The 21,253-nt window shown below is 67.9% G+C and carries 27 protein-coding genes; 1 reads left to right on the top strand and 26 read right to left on the bottom strand.

Features of this window, described 5'->3' with window-relative positions; all coding sequences use genetic code 11:
* Positions 1-170: 170 nt before the first annotated feature.
* The 26 genes from tatC to AC3WXD_RS27340 all read right to left on the bottom strand — a co-directional run bounded on the left by tatC (position 171) and on the right by AC3WXD_RS27340 (position 20,292).
* Complete coding sequence (gene tatC, locus AC3WXD_RS27465; RefSeq protein WP_020202034.1) at positions 171-968, bottom strand: twin-arginine translocase subunit TatC; 798 nt, start codon at positions 966-968, stop codon at positions 171-173.
* A 142-nt stretch (positions 969-1,110) separates the two neighbouring features.
* Complete coding sequence (gene tatB / locus AC3WXD_RS27460) at positions 1,111-1,623, bottom strand: Sec-independent protein translocase protein TatB (protein WP_059415972.1); 513 nt, start codon at positions 1,621-1,623, stop codon at positions 1,111-1,113.
* Positions 1,624-1,768: 145 nt separating this feature from the next.
* The gene (gene tatA / locus AC3WXD_RS27455; RefSeq protein ID WP_020202036.1) at positions 1,769-2,002 is read right to left on the bottom strand and encodes a Sec-independent protein translocase subunit TatA; all 234 of its coding nucleotides are present in this window, start codon (positions 2,000-2,002) and stop codon (positions 1,769-1,771) included.
* Between the two features lie 183 nt (positions 2,003-2,185).
* Entirely contained in the window at positions 2,186-2,542 is a 357-nt protein-coding gene (locus AC3WXD_RS27450; protein ID WP_020202037.1) for a histidine triad nucleotide-binding protein, read from the bottom strand.
* Between the two features lie 90 nt (positions 2,543-2,632).
* A complete protein-coding gene (locus tag AC3WXD_RS27445) occupies positions 2,633-3,007 on the bottom strand; it encodes a DUF4870 family protein (protein WP_059415973.1) in 375 nt (124 codons plus the stop codon).
* A 66-nt stretch (positions 3,008-3,073) separates the two neighbouring features.
* Positions 3,074-3,454: a phosphoribosyl-ATP diphosphatase gene (locus tag AC3WXD_RS27440; protein ID WP_020202039.1), complete on the bottom strand. Its 381-nt coding sequence runs from the start codon at positions 3,452-3,454 to the stop codon at positions 3,074-3,076.
* An 11-nt stretch (positions 3,455-3,465) separates the two neighbouring features.
* Positions 3,466-3,873, bottom strand: a complete 408-nt coding sequence (gene hisI, locus AC3WXD_RS27435; RefSeq protein WP_020202040.1) for a phosphoribosyl-AMP cyclohydrolase — start codon at positions 3,871-3,873, stop codon at positions 3,466-3,468.
* Between the two features lie 23 nt (positions 3,874-3,896).
* Positions 3,897-4,667: an imidazole glycerol phosphate synthase subunit HisF gene (gene hisF, locus AC3WXD_RS27430; RefSeq protein ID WP_020202041.1), complete on the bottom strand. Its 771-nt coding sequence runs from the start codon at positions 4,665-4,667 to the stop codon at positions 3,897-3,899.
* A 79-nt stretch (positions 4,668-4,746) separates the two neighbouring features.
* Positions 4,747-5,493: a 1-(5-phosphoribosyl)-5-[(5-phosphoribosylamino)methylideneamino]imidazole-4-carboxamide isomerase gene (hisA, locus tag AC3WXD_RS27425; protein ID WP_029043391.1), complete on the bottom strand. Its 747-nt coding sequence runs from the start codon at positions 5,491-5,493 to the stop codon at positions 4,747-4,749.
* A gap of 95 nt (positions 5,494-5,588) precedes the next feature.
* Positions 5,589-6,242 (bottom strand): imidazole glycerol phosphate synthase subunit HisH, encoded by a 654-nt coding sequence (hisH, locus tag AC3WXD_RS27420; RefSeq protein ID WP_043365917.1) that lies wholly within the window; start codon positions 6,240-6,242, stop codon positions 5,589-5,591.
* Positions 6,239-6,862 carry a MarC family protein gene (locus AC3WXD_RS27415; protein WP_020202044.1) on the bottom strand — a complete coding sequence of 208 codons (624 nt, stop codon included), beginning with the start codon at positions 6,860-6,862 and terminating at the stop codon, positions 6,239-6,241. Before AC3WXD_RS27415 ends, hisH begins: the two co-directional genes overlap by 4 nt.
* A gap of 156 nt (positions 6,863-7,018) precedes the next feature.
* Positions 7,019-7,612 (bottom strand): imidazoleglycerol-phosphate dehydratase HisB, encoded by a 594-nt coding sequence (gene hisB / locus AC3WXD_RS27410; RefSeq protein ID WP_020202045.1) that lies wholly within the window; start codon positions 7,610-7,612, stop codon positions 7,019-7,021.
* 4 nt (positions 7,613-7,616) lie between these two features.
* Positions 7,617-8,717 carry a histidinol-phosphate transaminase gene (gene hisC, locus AC3WXD_RS27405; protein WP_492325049.1) on the bottom strand — a complete coding sequence of 367 codons (1,101 nt, stop codon included), beginning with the start codon at positions 8,715-8,717 and terminating at the stop codon, positions 7,617-7,619.
* 49 nt (positions 8,718-8,766) lie between these two features.
* On the bottom strand, positions 8,767-10,104 hold the full coding sequence (gene hisD / locus AC3WXD_RS27400) for a histidinol dehydrogenase (RefSeq protein WP_020202047.1): 1,338 nt from the start codon (positions 10,102-10,104) through the stop codon (positions 8,767-8,769).
* A gap of 64 nt (positions 10,105-10,168) precedes the next feature.
* Positions 10,169-10,831, bottom strand: coding sequence for an ATP phosphoribosyltransferase (hisG, locus tag AC3WXD_RS27395; protein WP_029043393.1), 663 nt, complete (start codon positions 10,829-10,831; stop codon positions 10,169-10,171).
* Positions 10,832-10,863: 32 nt separating this feature from the next.
* Positions 10,864-12,114: a UDP-N-acetylglucosamine 1-carboxyvinyltransferase gene (gene murA / locus AC3WXD_RS27390; protein WP_020202049.1), complete on the bottom strand. Its 1,251-nt coding sequence runs from the start codon at positions 12,112-12,114 to the stop codon at positions 10,864-10,866.
* Positions 12,115-12,301: 187 nt separating this feature from the next.
* Positions 12,302-12,547: a BolA family protein gene (locus AC3WXD_RS27385; protein ID WP_020202050.1), complete on the bottom strand. Its 246-nt coding sequence runs from the start codon at positions 12,545-12,547 to the stop codon at positions 12,302-12,304.
* Positions 12,548-12,633: 86 nt separating this feature from the next.
* On the bottom strand, positions 12,634-13,404 hold the full coding sequence (locus AC3WXD_RS27380; RefSeq protein ID WP_492325100.1) for an ABC transporter permease: 771 nt from the start codon (positions 13,402-13,404) through the stop codon (positions 12,634-12,636).
* 65 nt (positions 13,405-13,469) lie between these two features.
* Positions 13,470-14,420, bottom strand: a complete 951-nt coding sequence (locus AC3WXD_RS27375; RefSeq protein WP_020202052.1) for an ABC transporter ATP-binding protein — start codon at positions 14,418-14,420, stop codon at positions 13,470-13,472.
* Between the two features lie 254 nt (positions 14,421-14,674).
* Entirely contained in the window at positions 14,675-15,004 is a 330-nt protein-coding gene (locus AC3WXD_RS27370) for an STAS domain-containing protein (protein ID WP_492325048.1), read from the bottom strand.
* Between the two features lie 129 nt (positions 15,005-15,133).
* Entirely contained in the window at positions 15,134-15,757 is a 624-nt protein-coding gene (locus tag AC3WXD_RS27365) for an MlaC/ttg2D family ABC transporter substrate-binding protein (protein WP_029043394.1), read from the bottom strand.
* 206 nt (positions 15,758-15,963) lie between these two features.
* Entirely contained in the window at positions 15,964-16,788 is an 825-nt protein-coding gene (locus tag AC3WXD_RS27360) for an MlaA family lipoprotein (RefSeq protein WP_492325099.1), read from the bottom strand.
* Positions 16,788-17,306 (bottom strand): outer membrane lipid asymmetry maintenance protein MlaD, encoded by a 519-nt coding sequence (mlaD, locus tag AC3WXD_RS27355; RefSeq protein ID WP_020202056.1) that lies wholly within the window; start codon positions 17,304-17,306, stop codon positions 16,788-16,790. The genes AC3WXD_RS27360 and mlaD overlap by 1 nt, the downstream gene beginning before the upstream one ends.
* A gap of 66 nt (positions 17,307-17,372) precedes the next feature.
* Positions 17,373-18,149, bottom strand: coding sequence for a lipid asymmetry maintenance ABC transporter permease subunit MlaE (gene mlaE, locus AC3WXD_RS27350; RefSeq protein ID WP_492325047.1), 777 nt, complete (start codon positions 18,147-18,149; stop codon positions 17,373-17,375).
* Positions 18,146-18,967 carry an ABC transporter ATP-binding protein gene (locus AC3WXD_RS27345; RefSeq protein WP_059415979.1) on the bottom strand — a complete coding sequence of 274 codons (822 nt, stop codon included), beginning with the start codon at positions 18,965-18,967 and terminating at the stop codon, positions 18,146-18,148. The genes mlaE and AC3WXD_RS27345 overlap by 4 nt, the downstream gene beginning before the upstream one ends.
* Before the next feature lie 152 nt (positions 18,968-19,119).
* Positions 19,120-20,292, bottom strand: coding sequence for a Bug family tripartite tricarboxylate transporter substrate binding protein (locus tag AC3WXD_RS27340; RefSeq protein WP_492325046.1), 1,173 nt, complete (start codon positions 20,290-20,292; stop codon positions 19,120-19,122).
* Positions 20,293-20,524: 232 nt separating this feature from the next.
* Here AC3WXD_RS27340 and AC3WXD_RS27335 point away from each other — a divergent pair, with 232 nt between their 5' ends.
* On the top strand, positions 20,525-21,043 hold the full coding sequence (locus tag AC3WXD_RS27335) for a GNAT family N-acetyltransferase (RefSeq protein ID WP_492325045.1): 519 nt from the start codon (positions 20,525-20,527) through the stop codon (positions 21,041-21,043).
* Positions 21,044-21,253 lie beyond the last annotated feature (210 nt).

The raw sequence follows: 21,253 nt of genomic DNA, 5'->3' as shown, positions 1-21,253 counted from the left end.
CTGCTGCGTATTATGGGTCAGCCCCCCCAGCCGCCAGAAGGCTTTTTCGTCGTAAACCGTGGATGGCGGGGGATTTTGTTGTGATGTCGCAACAGCACGCAGAGGCATATTCCCCAACTTGGTGCAAAAGTATCCCGCCGCAGCTTTGCTGCGCTGCGGCGGCGCAACGGTCAGTCCGGCTGCGCTTCGCTGCCCGCGGGGTTCGCCGCGACGGGCTTGGCGGTGAAGCGCGCCATGATCAGGCCGAGCTCGTACAGCGCCACCAGCGGCACCGCCAGCAGCAGTTGCGACAGCACGTCCGGCGGCGTCACCACGGCCGCGATCACGAAGGCGCCGACGATCACGTAGGGCCGGATCTGCTTGAGCTTGTCCAGCTCGACCACGCCGAAGCGCACCAGCACGATCACCACCACGGGGACTTCGAACGTGATGCCGAACGCCAGGAACATGGTCATGGCGAAGCTCAGGTATTTGTCGATGTCGGTCGACATCTCGGCCCCGAGCGGCGCGTTGTAGTGCGCCATGAAATGGAACACCGTGGGGAACACCAGGAAGTAGGCGAAGGCCACGCCGCAGATGAACAGCACGTAGCTGCTGCTGACCAGCGGCACAATCAGCCGTTTCTCATGCTGGTAGAGACCGGGCGCGACGAACTGCCAGACCTGGTACAGCACCCAGGGCAGCGCGATCAGGAAGGCCACCAGCAGCGTGACCTTCATCGGCACGAAGAACGAGCCGGTCACGTCGGTGACGATCATCTTGCCGCCCTTGGGCAGGTTCTCCATCAGCGGCCGGGCGAACAGGTTGAAGATGTTGGGCGCCCAGTAGATCAGGCTGACGAACACCAGGATCACGCCCGAGGCAGCCTTGACGATACGCGAGCGCAGCTCCACCAGGTGAGAGATGAAGGTTTCCTGCTGGCCTTCGTCCTGCGGGTCGTGGGGATCTTGGGAACGGGAGTCGCTCATGGCGTGGACCGCTCAGCCGGGCGGGCTGGCATGGAGAAATCGGTGGCGGAACCGGACACGGGACGGCGGCACGGTGCGCTGGTCGGAGCGCACGACAGCGACAGCCGGCCGGGTACCGGCGTGATGGCAAACCCCGTCATGCTCAATCGAAGAAAGAGCGTGCGGGACCGGTGGCGGGACGGTGGCGCTTGACGCGCGCGGCGCCCGACTGCGCCCACACGCGGACATTGTGCTGGCGCTTGTACCACAGCGGCTGCGCGCCCTGCTTGACGCGCCAGCTCTTGCGGCCGTTGTGGAGCTTGTGCGCCGTGTCCCACGAGGGCACGTGGCCGCTGTCGGCGGCCGGCCCCGGCGCCGCGGCGCCGGCATCGTTGCCGGACAGCGCGTCGCTGAAGGACTGCGCGTGCTCGTGCACCTCCTTGTGGACGGTGCGCTCCACGTCGCGCGCGGCATCCTCGAACTCCGTGCGCATCTTGCGCAGTTCGTCGAGCTCGACCTCGCGGCTGACTTCCGCCTTGACGTCATTGATATAGCGTTGCGCGCGGCCAACCAGCGCGCCGACCGTGCGCGCCACCTTCGGCAGCCGCTCGGGACCGATCACCACCAGCGCCACGGCGCCGATCAGTGCAAGCTTGGAAATGCCGAGATCGATCATGCGAGCGTCGGGAAGAAGGGGCCGCCGCCAGCCACCGCGGCACGCGGGGCCCCACGCGGGCAAGCCTGCCGCGGCGGGGCCGGCACGCAGGGCATGGCTGGCGGGAGAAGGAACATCGGGAAAGCCGGCAAGGATCGTGTCGCGCTTACTGCTGGCGCGACTTTTCCTTGGCTTCGACGTCGATCGTGGTGCTGTCGCGCAGCTCCTTGGCCGGCGCGGTCGCCGCGGCGTCCTCGCCGTTGGCGTCCTTCATGCCGTCCTTGAAGCCCTTGACCGCGCCGCCCAGGTCCTGGCCGATGTTGCGCAGCTTCTTGGTGCCAAAGACCAGCATGACGATCACCAGCACGATGAGCCAGTGCCAAATGCTAAACGAACCCATTTTCTGCTCCTGATGAAGCCGGGGGCGGCACCTTGCCACCCCGGCTCGTTGTTCCGTCATTGAATGCCATGCCGGGCGACGGTTGCCGGCACGGCGTCTGACCGTGGGCCAGCCGGCCCGCGGTCCTGCATGGGTTGGCTGCCGGCCTGGCCGGGGCCGGCCGGCCAGCGCCGGGCACCGCGTTCAGGGCAGCGCCACCTTCCACTGGTTGCGCGGACCGCCGAGCACATGCAGATGGAGGTGGTAAACCTCCTGTCCGCCATCCGGGCCGGTATTGATCACCGTCCGGAAACCGTTCCCACAGCCTGCCGCACGCGCCAGCTCAGGCACCTTCAACATCATTTTAGCAAGCACGGCGCCGTCGCCGGGTCCGCAATCGGCCAGCGAATCGACGTGCGCCTTGGGAATGAGCAGGAAGTGTACCGGGGCTTTCGGGTGAATATCATGGAAAGCCAGCATGTCGTCGTCTTCGTAGACCTTGTTCGACGCAAGCTCGCCCGCCACGATCCGGCAGAAGATGCAATTTTGCTGTGGATTCATGAAAATTTCATTGCGCCGCAAATTGAGCCGGACCGCCGCCGCGAGGCGCCCTTCCCGGCCGCCCCTCCCGGCCGGCACCGGAGCGGCTTTTCAGAACGCCTGGCCCGGATACATCGGCTTGCCGTCGTTCAGGTAGAGCCAGCCCTTGACGATACGATACAGCATCCACAAGGACAAGACGCTCCACAGGGCAAAGGCCAGCGGAATCAGGATCACGGTGGCGAACAGCACGCCGCCGAGGACCGCCCAGCCCACCGACCACCAGAAGGAGCGGATCTGCCAGGCGAAATGCGAGGCGTAGAGCGTGCCTTGCGTGTCGTCGCGCTTGACGTAGCCGACGATGATGGCGATCAGTGCGGTAACGCCACCGGTCAGCCAGAAAATGGCGTACAGCGCATACAGGATATGCGTGAGCTTGCGCAGGCCGGCGAGCCGGTCGCCGTCGGCGGTGATCACCTCTCCCATCTCGTCATGCTCCTCCTGGTTGTGGCCCGCCGCGGATGCCGGATCACCGGCGCCCGCGGCAAACCGTCAGGCGCCGGGCCCGCGCCGCGCCTTTTCCTCGAGGCCGGACAGGCCCTCGCGGCGGGCCAGCTCGTTGACCACGTCGGCCGGTTCCAGGCCGAAGCGGGCCAGCAGCACCATGCTGTGGAACCAGAGATCGGCCACCTCGTAGACCACCTTGCCGACGGCTTCCGCGCCGAGCCCGGCGGCGCGCGCATCCTTGGCGGCCATCACGGTCTCGGTGGCTTCCTCGCCGATCTTCTTCAGGATGGCGTCGTCGCCCTTGTGGAACAGGCGCGCCACGTAGGATTTGTCGGGATCGCCGCCGTTCTCGGGCTTGCGCGATTCCAGCACCGCGGCCAGGCGGGCCAGCACGTCGGCGCTGCTTGTCCGGGTTTCGTCTTGCATGTCGCCCTGGCTCATGGCTTGGCCGCGTAGATGGTGGACGGGTCCTTGAGCACCGGCTCCACGGTCTGCCAGTCGCCGTTCTCGGCGTCGCCCTCGAATTTCTGGAAGAAGCAGGAGTGCCGCCCGGTGTGGCAGGCGATGCCGCCGTCCTGCGTGACCTTGAGCAGCACCACGTCCTCGTCGCAGTCCAGGCGCATCTCATGCACCTTCTGCACGTGGCCGGATTCCTCGCCCTTGTGCCACAGGCGCTTGCGCGAGCGCGACCAGAACACGGCCTCGCCGATCTCCGCGGTGCGCTGGAGCGCTTCGCGGTTCATGAACGCAAACATGAGTACGTCGTTCGAGCCGACTTCCTGGACGATCACCGGCACCAGGCCGTTGTCGTCCCACTTCACCTTGTTGAGCCACTTCTTTGCCATGTCGGTTCGCCGTGTTCCAGAGTTCAGATCCGCACCGGGATGCCCTCGCGGGCCATGAATGCCTTCGCCTCGCCCACGGTGTGCTCGCCGTAGTGGAAGATGCTGGCGGCCAGCACCGCGTCGGCGCGGCCGAGCTTGATGCCGTCGGCCAGGTCCTGCAGCCCGCCCACGCCGCCCGAGGCGATCACCGGCACCGATACCGCGTCGCTGACCGCGCGCGTGAGCTCGAGGTCGAAGCCGCTGCGGGTGCCGTCGCGGTCCATGCTGGTGAGAAGCAGTTCGCCGGCGCCGCGCGCGGTCATCTCGCGCGCCCATTCGACCGCGTCGAGCCCGGTCGCCTTGCGCCCGCCGTGGGTGAAGACTTCCCAGCGCGCCGGCTCGCCCGGCGCGGAGCTGCGCTTGGCGTCGATCGCCACCACGATGCACTGCGAACCGTAGCGCGCGGTGGCATCGGACACCAGCTGCGGGTTGGCGATGGCCGAGGAGTTGACGCTGATCTTGTCCGCGCCGGCATTGAGCAGGCGCCGCACGTCTTCCACGGCGCGCACGCCGCCGCCCACCGTGAGCGGGATGAAGACCTGCGAGGCAACCGCCTCGATGATGTGCAGGATCAGGTCGCGGCCATCGCTGGTCGCGGTGATGTCCAGGAAAGTGATTTCATCGGCGCCCTGCTCGTCGTAGCGGCGGGCGATCTCGACCGGGTCCCCCGCGTCGCGCAATTCGACGAAGTTGACACCCTTGACCACCCGCCCGTTGGTCACGTCGAGGCAGGGGATGATACGTTTGGCTAGCATGAGGTTCCTTGCCCGCCGCCGGCGCCTGGCTCTCGCGGGCGCCGGCGGCTGCAACTGTCGCGCGGCAACGCGCGGGGTCTTACTGCTCGGCGCCGAGCTTGTCGGCCAGCGTCTGGGCTTCGGCGAAGTTCAGGTCGCCGGAGTAGATGGCGCGGCCGCAGATGACGCCTTCGACGCCATCCTTCTGCACGCCGCACAGGCGTTCGATGTCGGCCAGGTTCGACAGCCCGCCGCTGGCGATCACGGGAATGGCCGCGGACTGCGCCAGCTTGACGGTGGCATCGATGTTGATGCCTTGCAGCATGCCGTCGCGGCCGATGTCGGTGTAGATGATGGCTTCGACGCCGTAGTCTTCGTACTTGCGCGCGAGGTCGGCGACCTCGTGGCCGGTCAGCTTGCTCCAGCCGTCGGTGGCGACCTTGCCCTCGCGGGCGTCGAGGCCGACGATGATGTGGCCGCCGAACGCCGAGCACGCGTCCTTGAGGAAACCCGGGTTCTTGACCGCGGCCGTGCCGATGATCACGTAGGACAGGCCGCCGTCGAGCCAGCGCTCGATGGTGTTGAGGTCGCGGATGCCGCCGCCGAGCTGCACGGGGATCTCGTCGCCGACCTCGGCGATGATGGCCTTGATGGCGGCCTCATTGCGGGGCTTGCCCACGAACGCCCCATTGAGGTCGACCAGGTGCAGGCGCCGCGCGCCCTGTTCCACCCAGTGACGTGCCATGGCGGCGGGATCTTCGGAAAAGACGGTGGCCTGGTCCATGTCGCCTTGTTTGAGGCGTACACATTGACCGTCCTTCAGGTCGATGGCCGGAATGAGCAACATAAGCGTGAAGAGCGTGTTTGATTGAAAGAGAAGAAAGATGAGCCTAGGCCAGCATGGCCGTCCGGCCCGGTCCCGGTAAAGCCGTTACCTCAGGGTCAGGGATGCCAGTGCACGAAGTTCCGGTAGATCTGCAAGCCCATGGCGGCGCTCTTCTCCGGGTGGAACTGCGTGGCAAAAATATTATCGCGCGCCACCGCGCTCGTAAATACGACGCCATAGTCGGTCTCGCCGGCAATATGCGCCGGATCCTGCGCATGCACGAAGTAGCTGTGCACGAAATAGAACCAGCTATTGTCGGGAATGCCTGCCCACAGCGGATGGCTGCGGACCTGCCTCACGCGGTTCCAGCCCATCTGCGGCACCTTGTAGCGCGAGCCGTCCGGCTGGGTCAGCCCGTCGAGCTCGAAGCGGATGACCTCGCCCGGCAGCAGGCCCAGGCACGGCGTGCTGCCGCCCGCGATCCTGCTTTCCTTGCTCAGGTCGAACAGCATCTGTTCGCCAACGCACACGCCGAGCAGCGGCTTGCTGGCGGCGGCCTCGATCACGGCCTCCTGCAGGCCCGACGCGCCGAGCGCCGCCATGCAGTCCGGCATCGCGCCCTGGCCCGGCAGCACCACGCGGTCCGCCGCGCGGATCGCCTCGGGGCGGTCCACCACCTGAACATCCGCCTCCGGCGCCGCGGCACGCAGTGCCTGCGCCACGGAGCGCAGGTTGCCCATGCCGTAATCCACAATTGCTATGGTAGTCATGATTTCAAAACAGGCAACAATGTCTTCAGCCCGTCCACAATGAATTCTACGGCCAGCGCCGACAGGATCAGCCCCATCAGCCGCGTGCCGATATTGATGCCGGTGCGCCCGATCACGCGGGCGATCGGGTCAGCGGCGCGGAACGTCATATATACCACTGCGCCAAGCACCACCCCGATCCCGACCAGGATCAGCAACTGGTACCAGTGCTGCGTCTTGCCGGCATAGACGATCACCGTGCTGATCGAGCCGGGCCCGGTCAGCAGCGGCAGCGCCAGCGGCACCACCGCGACGCTGGCCTTGGCTTCGGCCTCGTCCTCCTCCTCCGGCGTGGCCCGGGTGCGGCTGGTCTGGGCGTTCAGCATGTTCATGGCCATCATGATCATGATGAGGCCCCCGCCCACCTGCAGCGAGGCCACCGAGATATTGAAGAACTCGATGATCTGCTGGCCGAGCAAGGCCGAGATGCCGACCACGATCGCCACCGAGACCGACGCGATCCGGATGGTGCGCAGCTTTTCCTCCTCGGTCTGCTGGGTGGTCAGGCTGATGAAGAACGGGATCGCCCCGATCGGATTGATCAGCGCCAGCAGCGAGATGAACGACTTGAGCGTATCCATCGGGTCGGGCCTGGTCGGTTGGTCTGGCGCGGCGCCCGCGCGCGCCGTGGCACGGCTGCGCGCGGGTCCCGCGTCGGGTCTGCATCGGTACCGCGTTGATCGGAGGTTGCCGCAGGCGCCTGGCCGGCCGCGCGGGTCGCCGCGCGCCGGCGCGACTCAGCCTACCAGGGTGCCCTTGGTCGAGGGAATCGTGTTGCCCGCGCGCGGGTCCATCTCCACCGCCATGCGCAGCGCGCGGCCGAAGGCCTTGAACACGGTCTCGCACTGGTGGTGGGCATTGATGCCGCGCAGGTTGTCGACATGCAGCGTGACCGCGGCATGGTTGACGAAGCCGCGGAAGAACTCGATGGTGAGGTCCACGTCGAAGCTGCCGACGCGCGCGCGCGTGAACGGCACGTGGAATTCCAGGCCGGGCCGGCCGGAGAAATCGATGACGACGCGCGACAGGCATTCGTCCAGCGGCACGTAGCTGTGGCCGTAGCGGGTGATGCCCTTCTTGTCGCCGATGGCCTTGGCAACGGCCTGGCCGAAGGCGATGCCGATGTCCTCCACCGTGTGGTGGTCGTCGATGTGCGTGTCGCCGGTGGCTTCGACCTCGAGGTCGAACATGCCGTGGCGGGCGATCTGGTCCAGCATATGGTCGAGGAACGGCACGCCCGACGCCAGCTTCTGGCGGCCGGTGCCGTCGAGATTCAGGGAAACGCGGATCTGCGTCTCCGATGTATTGCGGGTGACCTCTGCAACACGCATGGTGTTAATCCTGCAACGCCGCGGCGAAGGCGGCGAGAAATTGCGCGTTCTCTTCGGGAGTGCTGACCGTAACGCGCAGACAATTGGCCAGCAACGGGTGCATTTTACTCACGTTCTTGATCAAGACCTTGCGCGCGAGCACGCCGTCGAACACGCGCGCGGCGTCGGGCACGCGCGCCAGCAGGAAATTGGCGTCGCTGGGGAATACCGTCACCCCCGGCATGGCCACCAGCGCCGCCGCCACGGCGGTGCGCTCGGCGCGCAGCAGCGCGGCCTGCTGGTCGAGCACGTCGACGTGTTCGAGCACGAACAGCGCGGTGGCCTCGGTCAGCACGTTGACGTTGTACGGCGGGCGCACCTTGTCGAGCTGCGACAGCCACTCGGGCGCGCCGGCGAGGTAGCCCAGGCGGATGCCGGCCAGCCCCAGCTTGGACACCGTGCGCATCACCAGCAGGTTGCCGAACTCGGCCAGGCGCGGCATCCAGGTGTCGTGCGCGAACGGCTGGTAGGCCTCGTCCACCACCACCAGGCTGTGGCTGACCTCGCCCTGCGCCGCGCGCACGATGGCTTCCATGTCGGCCGCGTCGAACGCGTTGCCGGTCGGATTGTTCGGGTAGGCCAGATAGACCACGGCGGGCTGGTGCTCGGCCATCGCCGCGAGCATGGCGGCGCGGTCGAGCGTGAAATCCGCCTTGAGCGGCACGCCGACGAACCCCACGCCGGCGAACTGCGCCGAGATGGCGTACATGACGAAGCCCGGCACCGGGGCCAGCACCTTGGCGCCGGGCCTGGCCACGGCCAGCGCCAGGATGCTGATGAGCTCGTCGGAGCCGTTGCCGAGCAGCACGTCCATGCCCGCCGGCACCTGCATCACCGTCTTCAGGCGCGCGCGCAGCGCTTCGCTGCTGGGCACCGGGTAGCGGTTGAGCGCCACCTCGGCCAGGCGCGCGGCGAGCTGGTCGCGCAGCGCGTCGGGCAGGCGGTAGGGGTTCTCCATCGCGTCCAGCTTCACCAGACCGTGCGACTCCGCCACATGATAGGCGCCCATGGCGCGCACGTCGTCACGGATGATGCGTTCGATCAGGGAAGGCTGGACTGCTGACATTGACGTTACCTCTTGGATGGTCTGGGTGGTGGTGAAACCGGTGGTTGCCTCAATTGCGCCGCAGGCGGTACTCCGCGCTGCGCGCGTGGGCCTGCAGGCCCTCGCCGTAGGCCAGCTCGGCGGCGATCTGGCCGAGCATCTGCGCGCCCTGCTCGCTCACCTCGATCAGGCTCGAGCGCTTCTGGAAGTCGTACACGCCCAGCGGCGACGAGAAGCGCGCGGTGCGCGAGGTGGGCAGCACGTGGTTGGGGCCGGCGCAGTAGTCGCCCAGCGACTCGCTGGTGTAGCGGCCCAGGAAGATCGCGCCGGCGTGGCGGATCTTCTCGGCCCAGTGGCGCGGGTTCTCGGCGGAAATCTCCAGGTGCTCGGGCGCGATCGCGTTGGCGATCTCGCAGGCCTCGTCCATGTCGCGCACGCGCACCAGCGCGCCGCGGCCGGACAGCGAGGCGCGGATCACGTCGCGGCGCGGCATGGCCTTGATTTGGCGATGTATGCTCTGCTCCACTTCCGCGAGGTAGTTGGAGTCCGGGCACAGCAGGATCGACTGCGCCAGCTCGTCATGCTCGGCCTGCGAGAACAGGTCCATCGCCACCCAGTCGGGGTCGGTGGTGCCGTCGCAGATGACGAGAATCTCGGACGGCCCGGCGATCATGTCGATGCCCACCGTGCCGAACACGCGGCGCTTGGCCGCGGCCACGTAGGCGTTGCCGGGGCCGACGATCTTGTCGACCTGCGGCAGCGTGGCGGTGCCGTAGGCCAGCGCCCCCACCGCCTGCGCGCCGCCGATGGTAAACACCCGGTCCACGCCGGCGATCTGCGCCGCGGCCAGCACCAGCTCGTTGCGCACGCCGCCCGGCGTGGGCACGACCATGATGACTTCCTTGACGCCGGCCACGCGCGCCGGAATCGCGTTCATCAGCACCGAGGACGGATAGGCGGCCTTGCCGCCCGGCACGTAGATGCCGACGCGGTCCAGCGGCGTCACCTTCTGGCCCAGCACGGTGCCGTCGGACTCGGTGTACTCCCAACTGTGGCTGCCGCACTCGATCTTCTGCTTCTCGTGGTAGGCGCGCACGCGCGCCGCGGCCGCCTCCAGCGCCGCGCGGCGCTTGGGCTCGAGCTCCTCGAGCGCGGCTTCGAGCTCGGCCTGCGACAGTTCCAGCGCGGCCATCGAGCCGGCCTTCACGCGGTCGAAGCGCTCGGTGTATTCCAGCACCGCGGCGTCGCCGCGGGCCTTCACGTCGGCCAGGATCTGCGCCGCGGCGCGGTCGATGGCCTCATCCTCGCCGGCCTCGAAGGCCAGCACGTGGCGCAGCGCGGCCGCGAAATCCGGTTCGGTCGAATCCAGCCGGCGGATTGCGAGATTTTCCATAGCGTATTCGTTCATGACTCCAGTCTCCGGGTCCATGCCCTTGTCCGTCTCCATCGCACCCTCTTCATCGCGCACGGCTTCAGGCCAGCGCGGCCGAAGCGCGTTCGAACGCCTCGAGAATCGGGGCCAGCCGCTCTCGCTTGAGCTTGAGGGCAGCCTGGTTGACCACCAGGCGCGACGAGATCTGCGCGATCTCCTCCACTTCGACCAGGTTGTTGGCGCGCAAGGTCCCGCCGGTGCTGACCAGGTCGACGATGGCGTCGGCCAGCCCCACCAGCGGCCCGAGTTCCATCGAGCCATACAGCTTGATCAGGTCCACGTGCACGCCCTTCTTGGCGAAGTGCTCGCGCGCGGTCTGCACATACTTGGTGGCCACCGCCAGGCGCGCGCCCTGGCGCACGGCGCTGGCGTAGTCGAAGCCGGCCGAGGTCGCCACCGACATGCGGCAGCGGGCGATGTTCAGGTCGATCGGCGCGTAGAGCCCGGCCATGCCGTGCTCCATCAGCACGTCCTTGCCCGCCACGCCGAAGTCGGCCGCGCCGTACTGTACGTAGGTCGGCACGTCCGAGGCGCGCACGATGATGACGCGCACGTCCGGGTCGGAGGTGGGCAGGATCAGCTTGCGCGAGGTTTCGGGATCCTCGGTCACGTGGATGCCGGCCGCCTCGAGCAGCGGCATGGTTTCGGTGAAGATCCGGCCCTTGGAAAGGGCCAGCGTCAACTGGTTCGGGGAGGGGCTCATCTGCGTCCTTGTTCTGTCTGCTGTCGTCTCGCTCAGGCGATGCGGCGGATCTTCGCGCCGACGGCCGACAGCTTGTCTTCCATGCGGTCGTAGCCGCGGTCGAGGTGATAGATGCGGTCGATCACAGTCTCGCCCTCGGCCACCAGGCCGGCGATCACCAGGCTGGCCGAGGCGCGCAGGTCGGTGGCCATCACCCTGGCGCCCGACAGCCGGGGCACGCCGGTCACGACCGCGGTGTTGCCTTCGACCGCGATGTCCGCGCCGAGCCGGTTGAGCTCCTGCACGTGCATGAAGCGGTTCTCGAAAATGGTCTCGGTGATGCGCGCCACGCCGCCGGCGATGCTGTCGAGCGCCATGAACTGCGCCTGCATGTCGGTGGGGAAAGCGGGGTATTCCGAGGTACGGAAGCCGACCGGCTGCGGGCGGCGGGCCATGCTCAGGCGGATCCAGTCCTCGCCGGTCTCGATCGCCGCGCCGGTCTCGCGCAGCTTGTCGAGCACCGCGTCCAGGATGCCCGGCGGGATGCCGCGCAGCACCACGTCGCCCAGCGTGGCCGCGGCCGCGCACAGGAAGGTGCCGGCCTCGATGCGGTCGCCGATCACGGTGTGGCTGGCGCCGTGCAGGCGCGCCACGCCCTGCACCACCAGGCGGTCGGTGCCGATGCCGTCGATGCGCGCGCCCATCTTGACCAGCAGGTTGGCCAGGTCGGTCACTTCCGGCTCGCGCGCGGCGTTCTCCAGCACGGTCTCGCCCTCGGCCAGCGTGGCGGCCATCAGCAGGTTCTCGGTGCCGGTCACGGTGATCATGTCCGTCACCACGCGCGTGCCCTTCAGGCGCCTGGCGCGGGCGTGGATGAAGCCGTGCTCGATGGCGATCTCGGCGCCCATCGCCTGCAGGCCCTTGATGTGCTGGTCGACCGGGCGCGCGCCGATGGCGCAGCCGCCGGGCAGCGACACGCGCGCCTCGCCGAAGCGCGCCACCAGCGGGCCGAGCACCAGGATCGAGGCGCGCATGGTCTTCACCAGTTCGTAGGGCGCCTCGGGCAGGTTGACGCCGGTGCCGTCGAGCGTGACGCGCGCGCCGTCCTGCACGGCCTGCATGCCCATCTGGCGCAGCAGCTTGAGCGTGGTGCTGACGTCCTGCAGGTTGGGCACGTTGTCGAGCGATACGGTATCGGCCGCCAGCAGCCCCGCGCACAGGATCGGCAGCGCGGCATTCTTGGCGCCCGAGACGCGGATCTCGCCGCGCAGCGGGCCATTGCCCTGGATCTCGAGTTTGTCCATCTTCTGTCTTTTCCGGCCGGTGCGCATGGTGCGCGCCCGGCATCGTTCGTCACATTCCGCGGCCGGCGCATCGGCGCGCCCGTCCGCGGTGTCTGGTACCCGCGGGCCGCGCCGGGCGGCCCTGTTTGTCACGTCCGGCCTGTCGGGCGGCCAGCTTGATGTTCCGAGCGGCGTGGCTTGCTGTGGCTTACTTGGCCTGCGCCTGCCATTCGGCCGGCGTCAGCGTCTTCATCGACAGCGCGTGGATCTCGGCGCGCATGCGCTCGCCCAGCGCGGCGTAGACCTGCTGGTGGCGCTGGATCAGGCGCTTGCCGTCGAACTGGGCGCTCACGATGGTGGCGAAGAAGTGCTGGCCGTCGCCCTCCACTTCGAGGTGTTCGCAGGGCAGGCCCTGGGCGATGTAGTCCCTGACTTGTTGCGGTGTAGGCAGCATGATGAGTATTGGCGTTGGTTCGCGTGCGGGCCGGTGGCGGCGGATTGGCGGCGGATTGGCGTCGGGTTGGCGTCGGCGGGCGGCGTTCAGTGGCGCAGCTTGTAGCCGCTCTTGAGCATGCGCAGCGCGACGGCCGCGAGCACCACGAAGGCCGTGCCCACCACCGCCAGGCTGTAGGCCGGCGCCACGTCGGAGACGCCGAAGAAGCCGTAGCGGAAGCCGTCGATCATGTAGAAGAACGGGTTGGCGTGCGACACCGCCTGCCAGAACGGGGGCAGCGAGTGGATCGAGTAGAACACGCCGGACAGGAACGTGGCCGGCATGATCAGGAAATTCTGGAACGCGGCGAGCTGGTCGAACTTCTCCGCCCAGATGCCGGCGATCAGCCCCAGCGTGCCGAGGATGGTCGCGCCCAGCAGCGCGAACGCCAGGATCCAGCCGATGTAGGCGAAATGCAGGTGCGCGAACCACGCGGTCACCAGCAGCACGCCCAGGCCCACGGCCAGCCCGCGCACCACGGAGGCCACCACGTAGGCGCCGAACATCTCCCAGTGCGACAACGGCGGCAGCATGATGAACACCAGGTTGCCGGTGATCTTGGACTGGATCAGCGACGACGAGCTGTTGGCGAACGCATTCTGCAGCACGCTCATCATCACCAGGCCGGGCACCAGGAAGGCGGTGTAGCTGATCTGGTCGTACACCTTCACGCGGTCTTCGAGCACGTGGCCGAAGATCAGCAGGTAGAGGATCGCCGTGAGCACGGGCGCGGCCACGGTCTGGAAGCTGACCTTCCAGAAACGCAGCACTTCCTTGTAGAGCAGCGTGCGGAAGCCCACCAGGCCGCCCACCGCCATCGGCGCCAGGTGCGCGTTGAGAGCGTCCGGGACGTCCGTCGCGCGGTCGAATTCGGTCGGCATCTTCATGCTGCGGCCTCCACCGCCGTATCCGGCAGCGCGCCGGGCATATGGCCTTCGCGGCGCATGATCTGCACGAACACGTCCTCCAGGTCCGCCTTGTTGATTTCCATGTCCTCGATCTCGCAGCCGGCTTCGCGGCAGGCGGCCAGGATCGGCTCGACCGCCGGGTAGCCGGACAGGCGCAGGCGCACCGCGCGCTCGCCCGGGTTGGCGGGCATGCGCAGCGGCTCCAGCGCGGGCGGCAAGGTACCACGCGAAAATGTCAGCGCAAGCTGCAGGCCGGCGAACTGGCTCAGCAGGTTGCTGGTGCGGTCCAGCGCCACCACCTCGCCGAACTTGAGCATGGCGATGCGGTCGCACAGCGCCTCGGCCTCTTCCAGGTAGTGCGTGGTGAGGATGATGGTGTGGCCTTCGCGGTTCAGGCGCGAGATGAACTTCCACAGCGTCTGGCGCAGCTCCACGTCCACGCCGGCGGTCGGCTCGTCGAGCACGATCACGGGCGGGCGGTGCACCAGCGCCTGCGCCACCAGCACGCGGCGCTTCATGCCGCCGGAGAGCTGGCGCATGTTGCTGTCGGCCTTGTTGGTGAGATCGAGGTTGGCCATGATCTCGTCGATCCAGTCGTCGTTGCGGGTCAGGCCGAAGTAGCCCGACTGCAGGCGCAGCGTCTCGCGCACGGTGAAGAACGGATCGAAGACCAGCTCCTGCGGCACCACGCCCAGCATGCGGCGCGCCAGCCGGTAATCGGACACGACATCGTGGCCGAGCACGCGCACGCTGCCGGAATCGGCGCGGTTCAGGCCCGCGAGAATGGAGATCAGCGTGGTCTTGCCGGCACCGTTGGGGCCGAGCAGGCCGAAGAATTCGCCGCGCTCGACGGTGAAGCTGACGCCCTTGAGCGCCTGCAGGTTGCGGTAGCGCTTGCGAACATCGGTGAGTTCGATGGCTTTCATGGCCGGATACTGTTTGGCAGGCGCTGCGGGCTGCGGGCTCGCGCGCCGGCCTCCTTGAAATGGCGGGGACCGCCTTGGGTGCTTCAACCGGGTCTTGCGTCTGGTCCGTGCCTTTTTGTGCCGGAACGGTCGAACAACCCGGAATTATAGGGGATGCGGGAGCAGTCCCGCTGTGTGCGCGAGGCGTGGCGCGTGCCATCGCCCGGGCATCGCGGTAGCAGGCGCCAGCACGGCGGCCTGCCACGGATGCCGGTTCAATGTCGGTGGGAGGCCCGGTGAGAAGCGTCGGACGGCGCGCCGGCGTCCGCGGCGGGCGCCAGGGCAGGTACCAGTTGGAGCAGGGAGTCGACGCCGTACAGCGTGGCCAGCTGGGCCAGTTGCGCCGGCACACCGACGAAGGACAGGACCTGCCCGCGGCCGGCGGCATCGCGCTGCCAGGCCAGCAGCACGGCGACCGCGGCGGAATCCACCTGGGCCAGCGCGCTGCAGTCCACCCGGTCTTCGCCCTGGGCCAGGCGAGCCAGCCCGTCACGCAGCACGGCGGCGGCGTTGCGGTTGGTCAGCGAAGTGTCGAGCGAGAGCATCGAAGGGAGCCAGGGCTTTGCGGATAAGGGACTTCAGGAACTGAACGGCGCACCCGCCAGTCGGGCCGGGTGCGCCCATTGTAGAACACTTCGGCCGCGCATGCTGCGCCGCAACCGGCGCGGCATGCCTCAGTTCTTGGCGTTGGCGAGCTGGCGGTTGCGGTCCTGCAGCGTCTTGACCACGCCTTCCACGCCCTGCTGGCCGACGATGGTGTTGAAGCTGCCCTTGTAAGCCTCGGTCAGCCAGGCGCCCAGCACGTTGATGTCATAGACCTTCCAGCCCTGCGGGGTCTTCTCGAGGCGGTAGTCCAGCTGGATCGGGTCGCCCTTGTTGATGACCTGGGTGCGGATGGTGGCGTCGGTGTCGTCCGGCGCGCCGCGGTACGGGCGGAACTGCACCTGCTGGTCGCGGATCTGCGCGATCGCGCCCGAATAGGTGCGGATCAGCAGGGTCTTGAATTCGTCGGTGATCTGCTTCTGCTGTTCCGGCGAGGCCTTGGACCAGTTGCGGCCCATCGCGATCTGGGTGGTGCGCTGGAAGTCCGCGTTGGGCAGGATCTTCTGCTCGACCAGCGCCGAGATCTTGCCGATATTGCCGGCCTGCATGTCCTTGTCGGCCCGCACGGTGGCCATCACGTCGCCGACCACGGCCTTGACCAGGCCATCGGGCGTGCTGGCATCCTGCGCCTGGGCATGGGCGGCGCCGGCAAAGGCAGCCACGGCAAGAAAAGGCAGCAACAGTCGCTTCATCATCATCTTCTTCCTTGTCAATCTGACGCAGGGTATGCCGCGGTGCGGCGTCCTCGCGTATCCCGGCCTCCGGCCGGTTGGTGGTCACGCCCGGTTGGAGTCGGGCGCACCCGGGGAGTTCGCGGCGCCGAGGCTTCCGGCGCCACATCCATACGTTTTGTTGCAACGCTCACAACCGCGTCACGCATGGCGCGGCGCGGCGGGCGCGCTCAGCGCGGAAAACGGATGCCGGGCGGCATCTGCACCGGCGGCGTGGGCAGCGCCTGGTTTTCCTGCTGGGCATCGGCCGGCGGCGCGGACGGCTCGCCGTTGTCCTCGCTCTGCGGCGGATTGCCATCATAGATCTGGTACTGGCGGCGCTGCAGGTAGGCATCGCGCAGGAAGCTGTATTTGTCCAGCGCGGCTTCCTCGATCAGGTTGGACGCGCTCAGCAGCGAGGCGCGCGTGCTGACGACGCGCACCCCGGTCAGCGTATTGCGGACCCAGATCGGGTCCACGTACGCCAGCGGGTCCATCTGGCGGTCCACCAGCATGCCGGCGGTATCGCGCACCGTGCTCGGCCCGAACAGCGGCAGCACCAGGTACGGGCCGGCCGGCACGCCCCACACGCCGAGGGTCTGGCCGAAGTCTTCCTTGTACTTGGGCAGCCCGGCCGGGGTGGCGATGTCGATCAGGCCGCCGATGCCCAGCACGCTGTTGATCGCCACGCGCATGGTGTCTTCCGCCGCGCGCGTGGGCTTGCCCTGCAGCAGGTTGTTGATGGCCGAGTAGACATCGCTGACGTTGGAGAACGCGTTGTCGATCGCGGTGCGGATCGGCGAGGGCACGTAGTCGGTATAGAGCTGCGCGACCGGCTTGAGCACGACCTTGTCGACGCCGTCGTTGACGCGCTGGACCTGCCGGTTGAACGGCTCGATCGGGTCCTGCGGATTCGCCGTGGGCCCCGTCGCGCAACCCGCCATCAACAAGGCGGCCGCGGCCGCCGCCAGCCACTTCTGCCCCCCGCGCCATGACGCGGCGACCCGTTTGCGCATCATTTCACTCCCCCTGCGGGGGCGCTGGCCGCGCTCCCGCCCGCGTTGTTGCCGCCGGCACCCGCGTCCGCGGCTTTGTTATAGAGGAACTGCCCGATCAGGTTTTCCAGCACCACGGCCGACTGCGTCATGGTGATGCGCCCGCCGTCGGCCAGCATGGCGGTGTCGCCGCCCGCCTCGAGGCCGATGTACTGCTCGCCGAGCAGGCCCGAGGTGAGGATCTTGGCCGAGGTGTCCTTGGGAAACTGGTAGCGCGTCTCCAGGTTCAGCGACACGGTGGCCTGGTAGGTCTTGTCGTCGAAGCGGATGTCCGCCACGCGGCCCACCACCACCCCGGCGCTCTTGACCGGCGCGCGCGGCTTGAGGCCGCCGATGTTGTCGAAGCGCGCCTGCACGGCATAGGTCTGCTGGAACGACAGCGAACTCATGTTGCCGGCCTTCAGGGCCAGGAACAGCAGCGCGACGAAGCCCGCCACCACGAACAGGCCAACCCAGAAATCGAGGGTATTTCTTTTCATCTCTCGTCTCTTTTTCAAATACTGCACCGCGGCAACGGGCCGGATGGGGACAACGGCCCTGCCGGCTCAGCTGAACATCAGCGCCGTCAGCAGGAAATCCAGCGCCAGCACCGCCAGCGAGGCGATCACCACGGTCCGCGTGGTGGCGCGCGATACGCCTTCGGGCGTGGGCTTGGCCTCATAACCCTGGTACAGGGCGATGAACGTCACCGCGACGCCGAAGATAAAGCTCTTGATGACACCGTTGAGCACGTCGGCGCGCACGTCCACGCCGCCCTGCATCTGCGACCAGAACGCGCCCGCGTCCACGCCGATCATCTGCACGCCGACCACGTAGCCGCCGAGGACGCCGACCGCGCTGAAGATCGCGGCCAGCACCGGCATGGCCACCACGCCCGCCCAGAAGCGCGGCGCGATCACGCGCTGCAGCGGGTTCACCGCCATCATCTCCATTGCGGTGAGTTGTTCGCCGGCCTTCATCAAGCCGATTTCGGCGGTCAGCGAGGTGCCGGCGCGCCCGGCGAACAGCAGCGCGGTCACGACCGGCCCCAGCTCGCGCACCAGCGACAGCGCCACCAGCAGGCCGAGCGCCTGCTCCGAGCCGTAGCGGTTGAGCGTGTAATAGCCCTGCAAACCGAGCACGAAGCCGACGAACAGCCCCGATACGGCGATGATCACCAGCGACAGGTTGCCGACGAAGAAGATCTGGTCGCTCACCAGCCGGAAGCGCCGCAGCAGCGCCGGCGACATCGCCAGCACCGTGAAGAACATGCGCGTGGCGTGGCCCAGGCCGTTCACGGAGCGCCGCACCGCGGCACCGATATTGGTGAAGAATCCCATCATCGGGCGGCCTCGCCGGTGAAGTCGTCGGCCAGCGACGGCCCAGGATAGTGGAACGGCACCGGGCCGTCGGCCTCGGCATGGACGAACTGGTGCACAAAGGGGTCGGCCGAGGCGCGCAGCGCCTCGGGCTCGCCCTCGGCGACGATGCGGCCGTCAGCGATGAAATAGACGTAGTCGGCGATCTGGAAGGTCTCGTTGACGTCGTGCGAGACGATGATGGTGGTGGCGCCGAGCGCCTCGTTGAGGCTGCGGATCAGGCGCGCGGTCAGGCCCAGCGAGATCGGGTCCAGCCCGGCGAACGGCTCGTCGTACATCAGCAGCGCCGGGTCCAGCGCGATCGCGCGCGCCAGCGCCACCCGGCGCGCCATGCCGCCGGAGATCTCCGAGGGCATCAGGTCGCGCGCGCCGCGCAGGCCGACCGCGTTGAGCTTCATCAGCACCAGGTCGCGGATCATCGACTCGGGCAGGTCGGTATGTTCACGCAAGGGGAAGGCAACGTTGTCGAACACCGAGAGATCGGTGAACAGCGCGCCGAACTGGAACAGCATGCCCATCTGGCGCCGCACGGCGTACAGGCCGTCGCGGTCCAGCGCGGGGATGTTGGCGCCGTTGAACAGGATTTCGCCCTGTTGCGGCCGGACCTGGCCGCCGATCAGGCGCATCACGGTAGTCTTGCCGCAGCCCGAGCCGCCCATGACGGCGACCACCTTGCCGCGCGGGAAGCGCATGCTGAGGCCCGACAGGATAGGCTTGCCGCCCGCCGTGTAGGCGAAGTCGACAGCGTTGAGCTCGACGAGGTTTGAGGCGGATTCCGTCACGTTTGCACCGTTTTGGCAGTCCGCCATTATAAGGGCTAGTACCTAGCCATGCCCGGAGCAGTGTGGCGCAATCCACATCCATCGGCTGCAAATAATTGTTTCATCACTTTTTGCGGCTGACGTGCCGTTCGAAACACATATTTCAGATCCGGCTATGGCTCCGTCGGCCCGCCCGCCTGCCGCAGGATCACCTGCCACTGGATCGACTCGGAGCGGATCGCGGTGGCGAACGCTTCCGGCGAGTCGCGCAGCGGCGTCAGCCCCGCCGCCAGCAGGCGGTCGCGCACCTCGCGCTCGCCCATGACGGCATCGAGCTCGCCGGCCAGCCGCGCGACGATCGCGTGCGGCGTCTTGGCCGGCGCGATCACGCCGAACCAGGCGCCCGCGCCGTAGCCGTCCAGCCCCGACTCCTGCAGCGTGGGCACCGCCGGCGCAAGCGGCGAGCGCGCCGTGCCGGTTACGCCCAGCAGCCGCAGGTTGCCGTTGCGGACGTGGCCCTGCACCGCAGCATAAGAGCAGAAACAGGCACTGATGCGGCCCGCGAGCATCTCCTGCACCACCGCGCCCTCCCCCTTGGCCGTCACCAGCGGCACGCCGTTGGGCACGCCGTGCACCGCGTATTCCGCATACAGGTGCGAAGGGCTGCCGGCCTGCCCGGAGCCATAGCTGTACGAAGCCGGGCTGGCCTTGACCGCGGTCAGCCACTGCTGCGGCGTGCGCATCGGCAGGCGCGCGTCGATCACCAGGAACAGCGGCATGGTGGCGACCCGCGCCACCGGCGTGAAGTCCCGCACCACGTCGTAGGGCACCGGCTCCAGGCCGGGCTGGATCAGCATGGTGGCCTGGTGGAACAGCAGCGTATGGCCGTCCGAGCTGGCCTTGGCCACCACGTCGCCGGCCGTGGTGCCGCCCGCGCCGGGACGGTTGTCCACGTCCACCGATACCCCCAGGCGCGCCGCCAGCCGCTCGGCCAGCATGCGCGCCACCGCGTCCGGCACGCCGCCGGCCGGGAACGGCACGATCAGGCGCACCGGGCGCGCGGGAAACGAGATCGGACGGGCGTAGCTGGCCGGAGTGGCGGCCGAGGTCGTGGCCGAGGCAGACGATGGCGCCGCGGGCCGGGCCAGGCAGGCCCCGCCCGCGGCGGACAGCACGCCGCCGAGGCAAAGCGCCAGGGCGCGCGCCGCAAGACGGCGCGGGGCAGGCAACGAGCCGGGCCGACGACCGGCGCGCGGCGGTGGCAACCAACGGGACGGCTCTGCCGCGGGGTGAAGCAACTTCGCCTTACCTCGCCAAAGCCGCGAAAACATGCGCACTTCGGACATCAACTCCTCCGAGCCACGGGCGTTGCCGGTGACATATGGGTCGGCTGAAAAGGGGATGAGCGAGGCAGTCTTTGTTCTGATTGTGCGGTTCATTCTACGAACAATGGCCAGAGCCGCACAGACCACGTTAACCATAGCCGGGACAACCCTGTGCGGGCCGCCGGGCCGATGCGCGGCACCCCGCAAACCCGCGCCGGGGCGCCGTCTATAATCGCCGGCCATGAGCCAATCCATGCGCGAATCCATCCTCCGTCCGATGACGCCCGCCGACCTGCCCGCCGTGCTCGGCATCCAGGCGCAGTGCTACCGCGGCACGCTGCACGAATCCGGCGCGGCGCTGGCCAGCCGGCTGGCGCTCTCGCCCGCCACCTGCTGGGTCGCCGCGCTGGCGGGCCGGCCCGAGGCGCTGGCCGCCTACCTGTTCACCCACATGTGGCCGCAGGACAGCCTGCCGCCGTTCGACGGCCTGCTGGCCAGGCACTGGGACGGCGGCGAACTCACCTGGTTCGTGCACGACATGGCGGTGGCGCCCGCCGGGCAGGGGCAAGGCCTGGCCTTGCGGCTCTGGCAGGCAGCGCGGGCGGCGGCGCTCGACGCCGGATTGCGCTCGTCGCGGCTGGTCGCGGTGCAGTCGGCGGCCGGCTGGTGGGGCCGGCTGGGCTATCAGCAGATTGCACCGGCGGGCGCGGCGTTGTCCGCCAAACTGGCGGCCTATGGGGACGATGCGGTGTTGATGGAGAGGGAGGTTTAGCTGCGGGTCTGCTTAACTTCGATGAGGAAATTTTTTTATTTTAAATCAATTACTTAATATCGAATTCAAGGGTTGAACGTCAACGGCTGAACGTCAAAGTCAACTGCTGAACGTCAACGGCTGAACGTCAAAATCAAAGTCAAAGGCTTTCGCTCCCCCGGAGCGACCTACTTTCTTTTCCCCGAAAAGAAAGTAGGCAAAGAAAGCGGG

The organism is Cupriavidus sp. FW216-B1 (assembly GCF_058789195.1).
Note: the sequence above shows the minus strand (reverse complement) of the source record. Positions and strands in the feature narration are given on the sequence as shown.

Excerpts from the sequence above, each read along its gene's own strand:
- tatC (WP_020202034.1), bottom strand. The coding sequence starts at position 968 with ATGAGCGACTCCCGTTCCCAAGATCCCCACGACCCGCAGGACGAAGGC.
- tatB (WP_059415972.1), bottom strand. The coding sequence starts at position 1,623 with ATGATCGATCTCGGCATTTCCAAGCTTGCACTGATCGGCGCCGTGGCG.
- tatA (WP_020202036.1), bottom strand. The coding sequence starts at position 2,002 with ATGGGTTCGTTTAGCATTTGGCACTGGCTCATCGTGCTGGTGATCGTC.
- AC3WXD_RS27450 (WP_020202037.1), bottom strand. The coding sequence starts at position 2,542 with ATGAATCCACAGCAAAATTGCATCTTCTGCCGGATCGTGGCGGGCGAG.
- AC3WXD_RS27445 (WP_059415973.1), bottom strand. The coding sequence starts at position 3,007 with ATGGGAGAGGTGATCACCGCCGACGGCGACCGGCTCGCCGGCCTGCGC.
- AC3WXD_RS27440 (WP_020202039.1), bottom strand. The coding sequence starts at position 3,454 with ATGCAAGACGAAACCCGGACAAGCAGCGCCGACGTGCTGGCCCGCCTG.
- hisI (WP_020202040.1), bottom strand. The coding sequence starts at position 3,873 with ATGGCAAAGAAGTGGCTCAACAAGGTGAAGTGGGACGACAACGGCCTG.
- hisF (WP_020202041.1), bottom strand. The coding sequence starts at position 4,667 with ATGCTAGCCAAACGTATCATCCCCTGCCTCGACGTGACCAACGGGCGG.
- hisA (WP_029043391.1), bottom strand. The coding sequence starts at position 5,493 with ATGTTGCTCATTCCGGCCATCGACCTGAAGGACGGTCAATGTGTACGC.
- hisH (WP_043365917.1), bottom strand. The coding sequence starts at position 6,242 with ATGACTACCATAGCAATTGTGGATTACGGCATGGGCAACCTGCGCTCC.
- AC3WXD_RS27415 (WP_020202044.1), bottom strand. The coding sequence starts at position 6,862 with ATGGATACGCTCAAGTCGTTCATCTCGCTGCTGGCGCTGATCAATCCG.
- hisB (WP_020202045.1), bottom strand. The coding sequence starts at position 7,612 with ATGCGTGTTGCAGAGGTCACCCGCAATACATCGGAGACGCAGATCCGC.
- hisC (WP_492325049.1), bottom strand. The coding sequence starts at position 8,717 with ATGTCAGCAGTCCAGCCTTCCCTGATCGAACGCATCATCCGTGACGAC.
- hisD (WP_020202047.1), bottom strand. The coding sequence starts at position 10,104 with ATGAACGAATACGCTATGGAAAATCTCGCAATCCGCCGGCTGGATTCG.
- hisG (WP_029043393.1), bottom strand. The coding sequence starts at position 10,831 with ATGAGCCCCTCCCCGAACCAGTTGACGCTGGCCCTTTCCAAGGGCCGG.
- murA (WP_020202049.1), bottom strand. The coding sequence starts at position 12,114 with ATGGACAAACTCGAGATCCAGGGCAATGGCCCGCTGCGCGGCGAGATC.
- AC3WXD_RS27385 (WP_020202050.1), bottom strand. The coding sequence starts at position 12,547 with ATGCTGCCTACACCGCAACAAGTCAGGGACTACATCGCCCAGGGCCTG.
- AC3WXD_RS27380 (WP_492325100.1), bottom strand. The coding sequence starts at position 13,404 with ATGGCGGTGGGCGGCCTGGTGGGCTTCCGCACGCTGCTCTACAAGGAA.
- AC3WXD_RS27375 (WP_020202052.1), bottom strand. The coding sequence starts at position 14,420 with ATGAAAGCCATCGAACTCACCGATGTTCGCAAGCGCTACCGCAACCTG.
- AC3WXD_RS27370 (WP_492325048.1), bottom strand. The coding sequence starts at position 15,004 with ATGCTCTCGCTCGACACTTCGCTGACCAACCGCAACGCCGCCGCCGTG.
- AC3WXD_RS27365 (WP_029043394.1), bottom strand. The coding sequence starts at position 15,757 with ATGATGAAGCGACTGTTGCTGCCTTTTCTTGCCGTGGCTGCCTTTGCC.
- AC3WXD_RS27360 (WP_492325099.1), bottom strand. The coding sequence starts at position 16,788 with ATGCGCAAACGGGTCGCCGCGTCATGGCGCGGGGGGCAGAAGTGGCTG.
- mlaD (WP_020202056.1), bottom strand. The coding sequence starts at position 17,306 with ATGAAAAGAAATACCCTCGATTTCTGGGTTGGCCTGTTCGTGGTGGCG.
- mlaE (WP_492325047.1), bottom strand. The coding sequence starts at position 18,149 with ATGATGGGATTCTTCACCAATATCGGTGCCGCGGTGCGGCGCTCCGTG.
- AC3WXD_RS27340 (WP_492325046.1), bottom strand. The coding sequence starts at position 20,292 with ATGTCCGAAGTGCGCATGTTTTCGCGGCTTTGGCGAGGTAAGGCGAAG.
- AC3WXD_RS27335 (WP_492325045.1), top strand. The coding sequence starts at position 20,525 with ATGCGCGAATCCATCCTCCGTCCGATGACGCCCGCCGACCTGCCCGCC.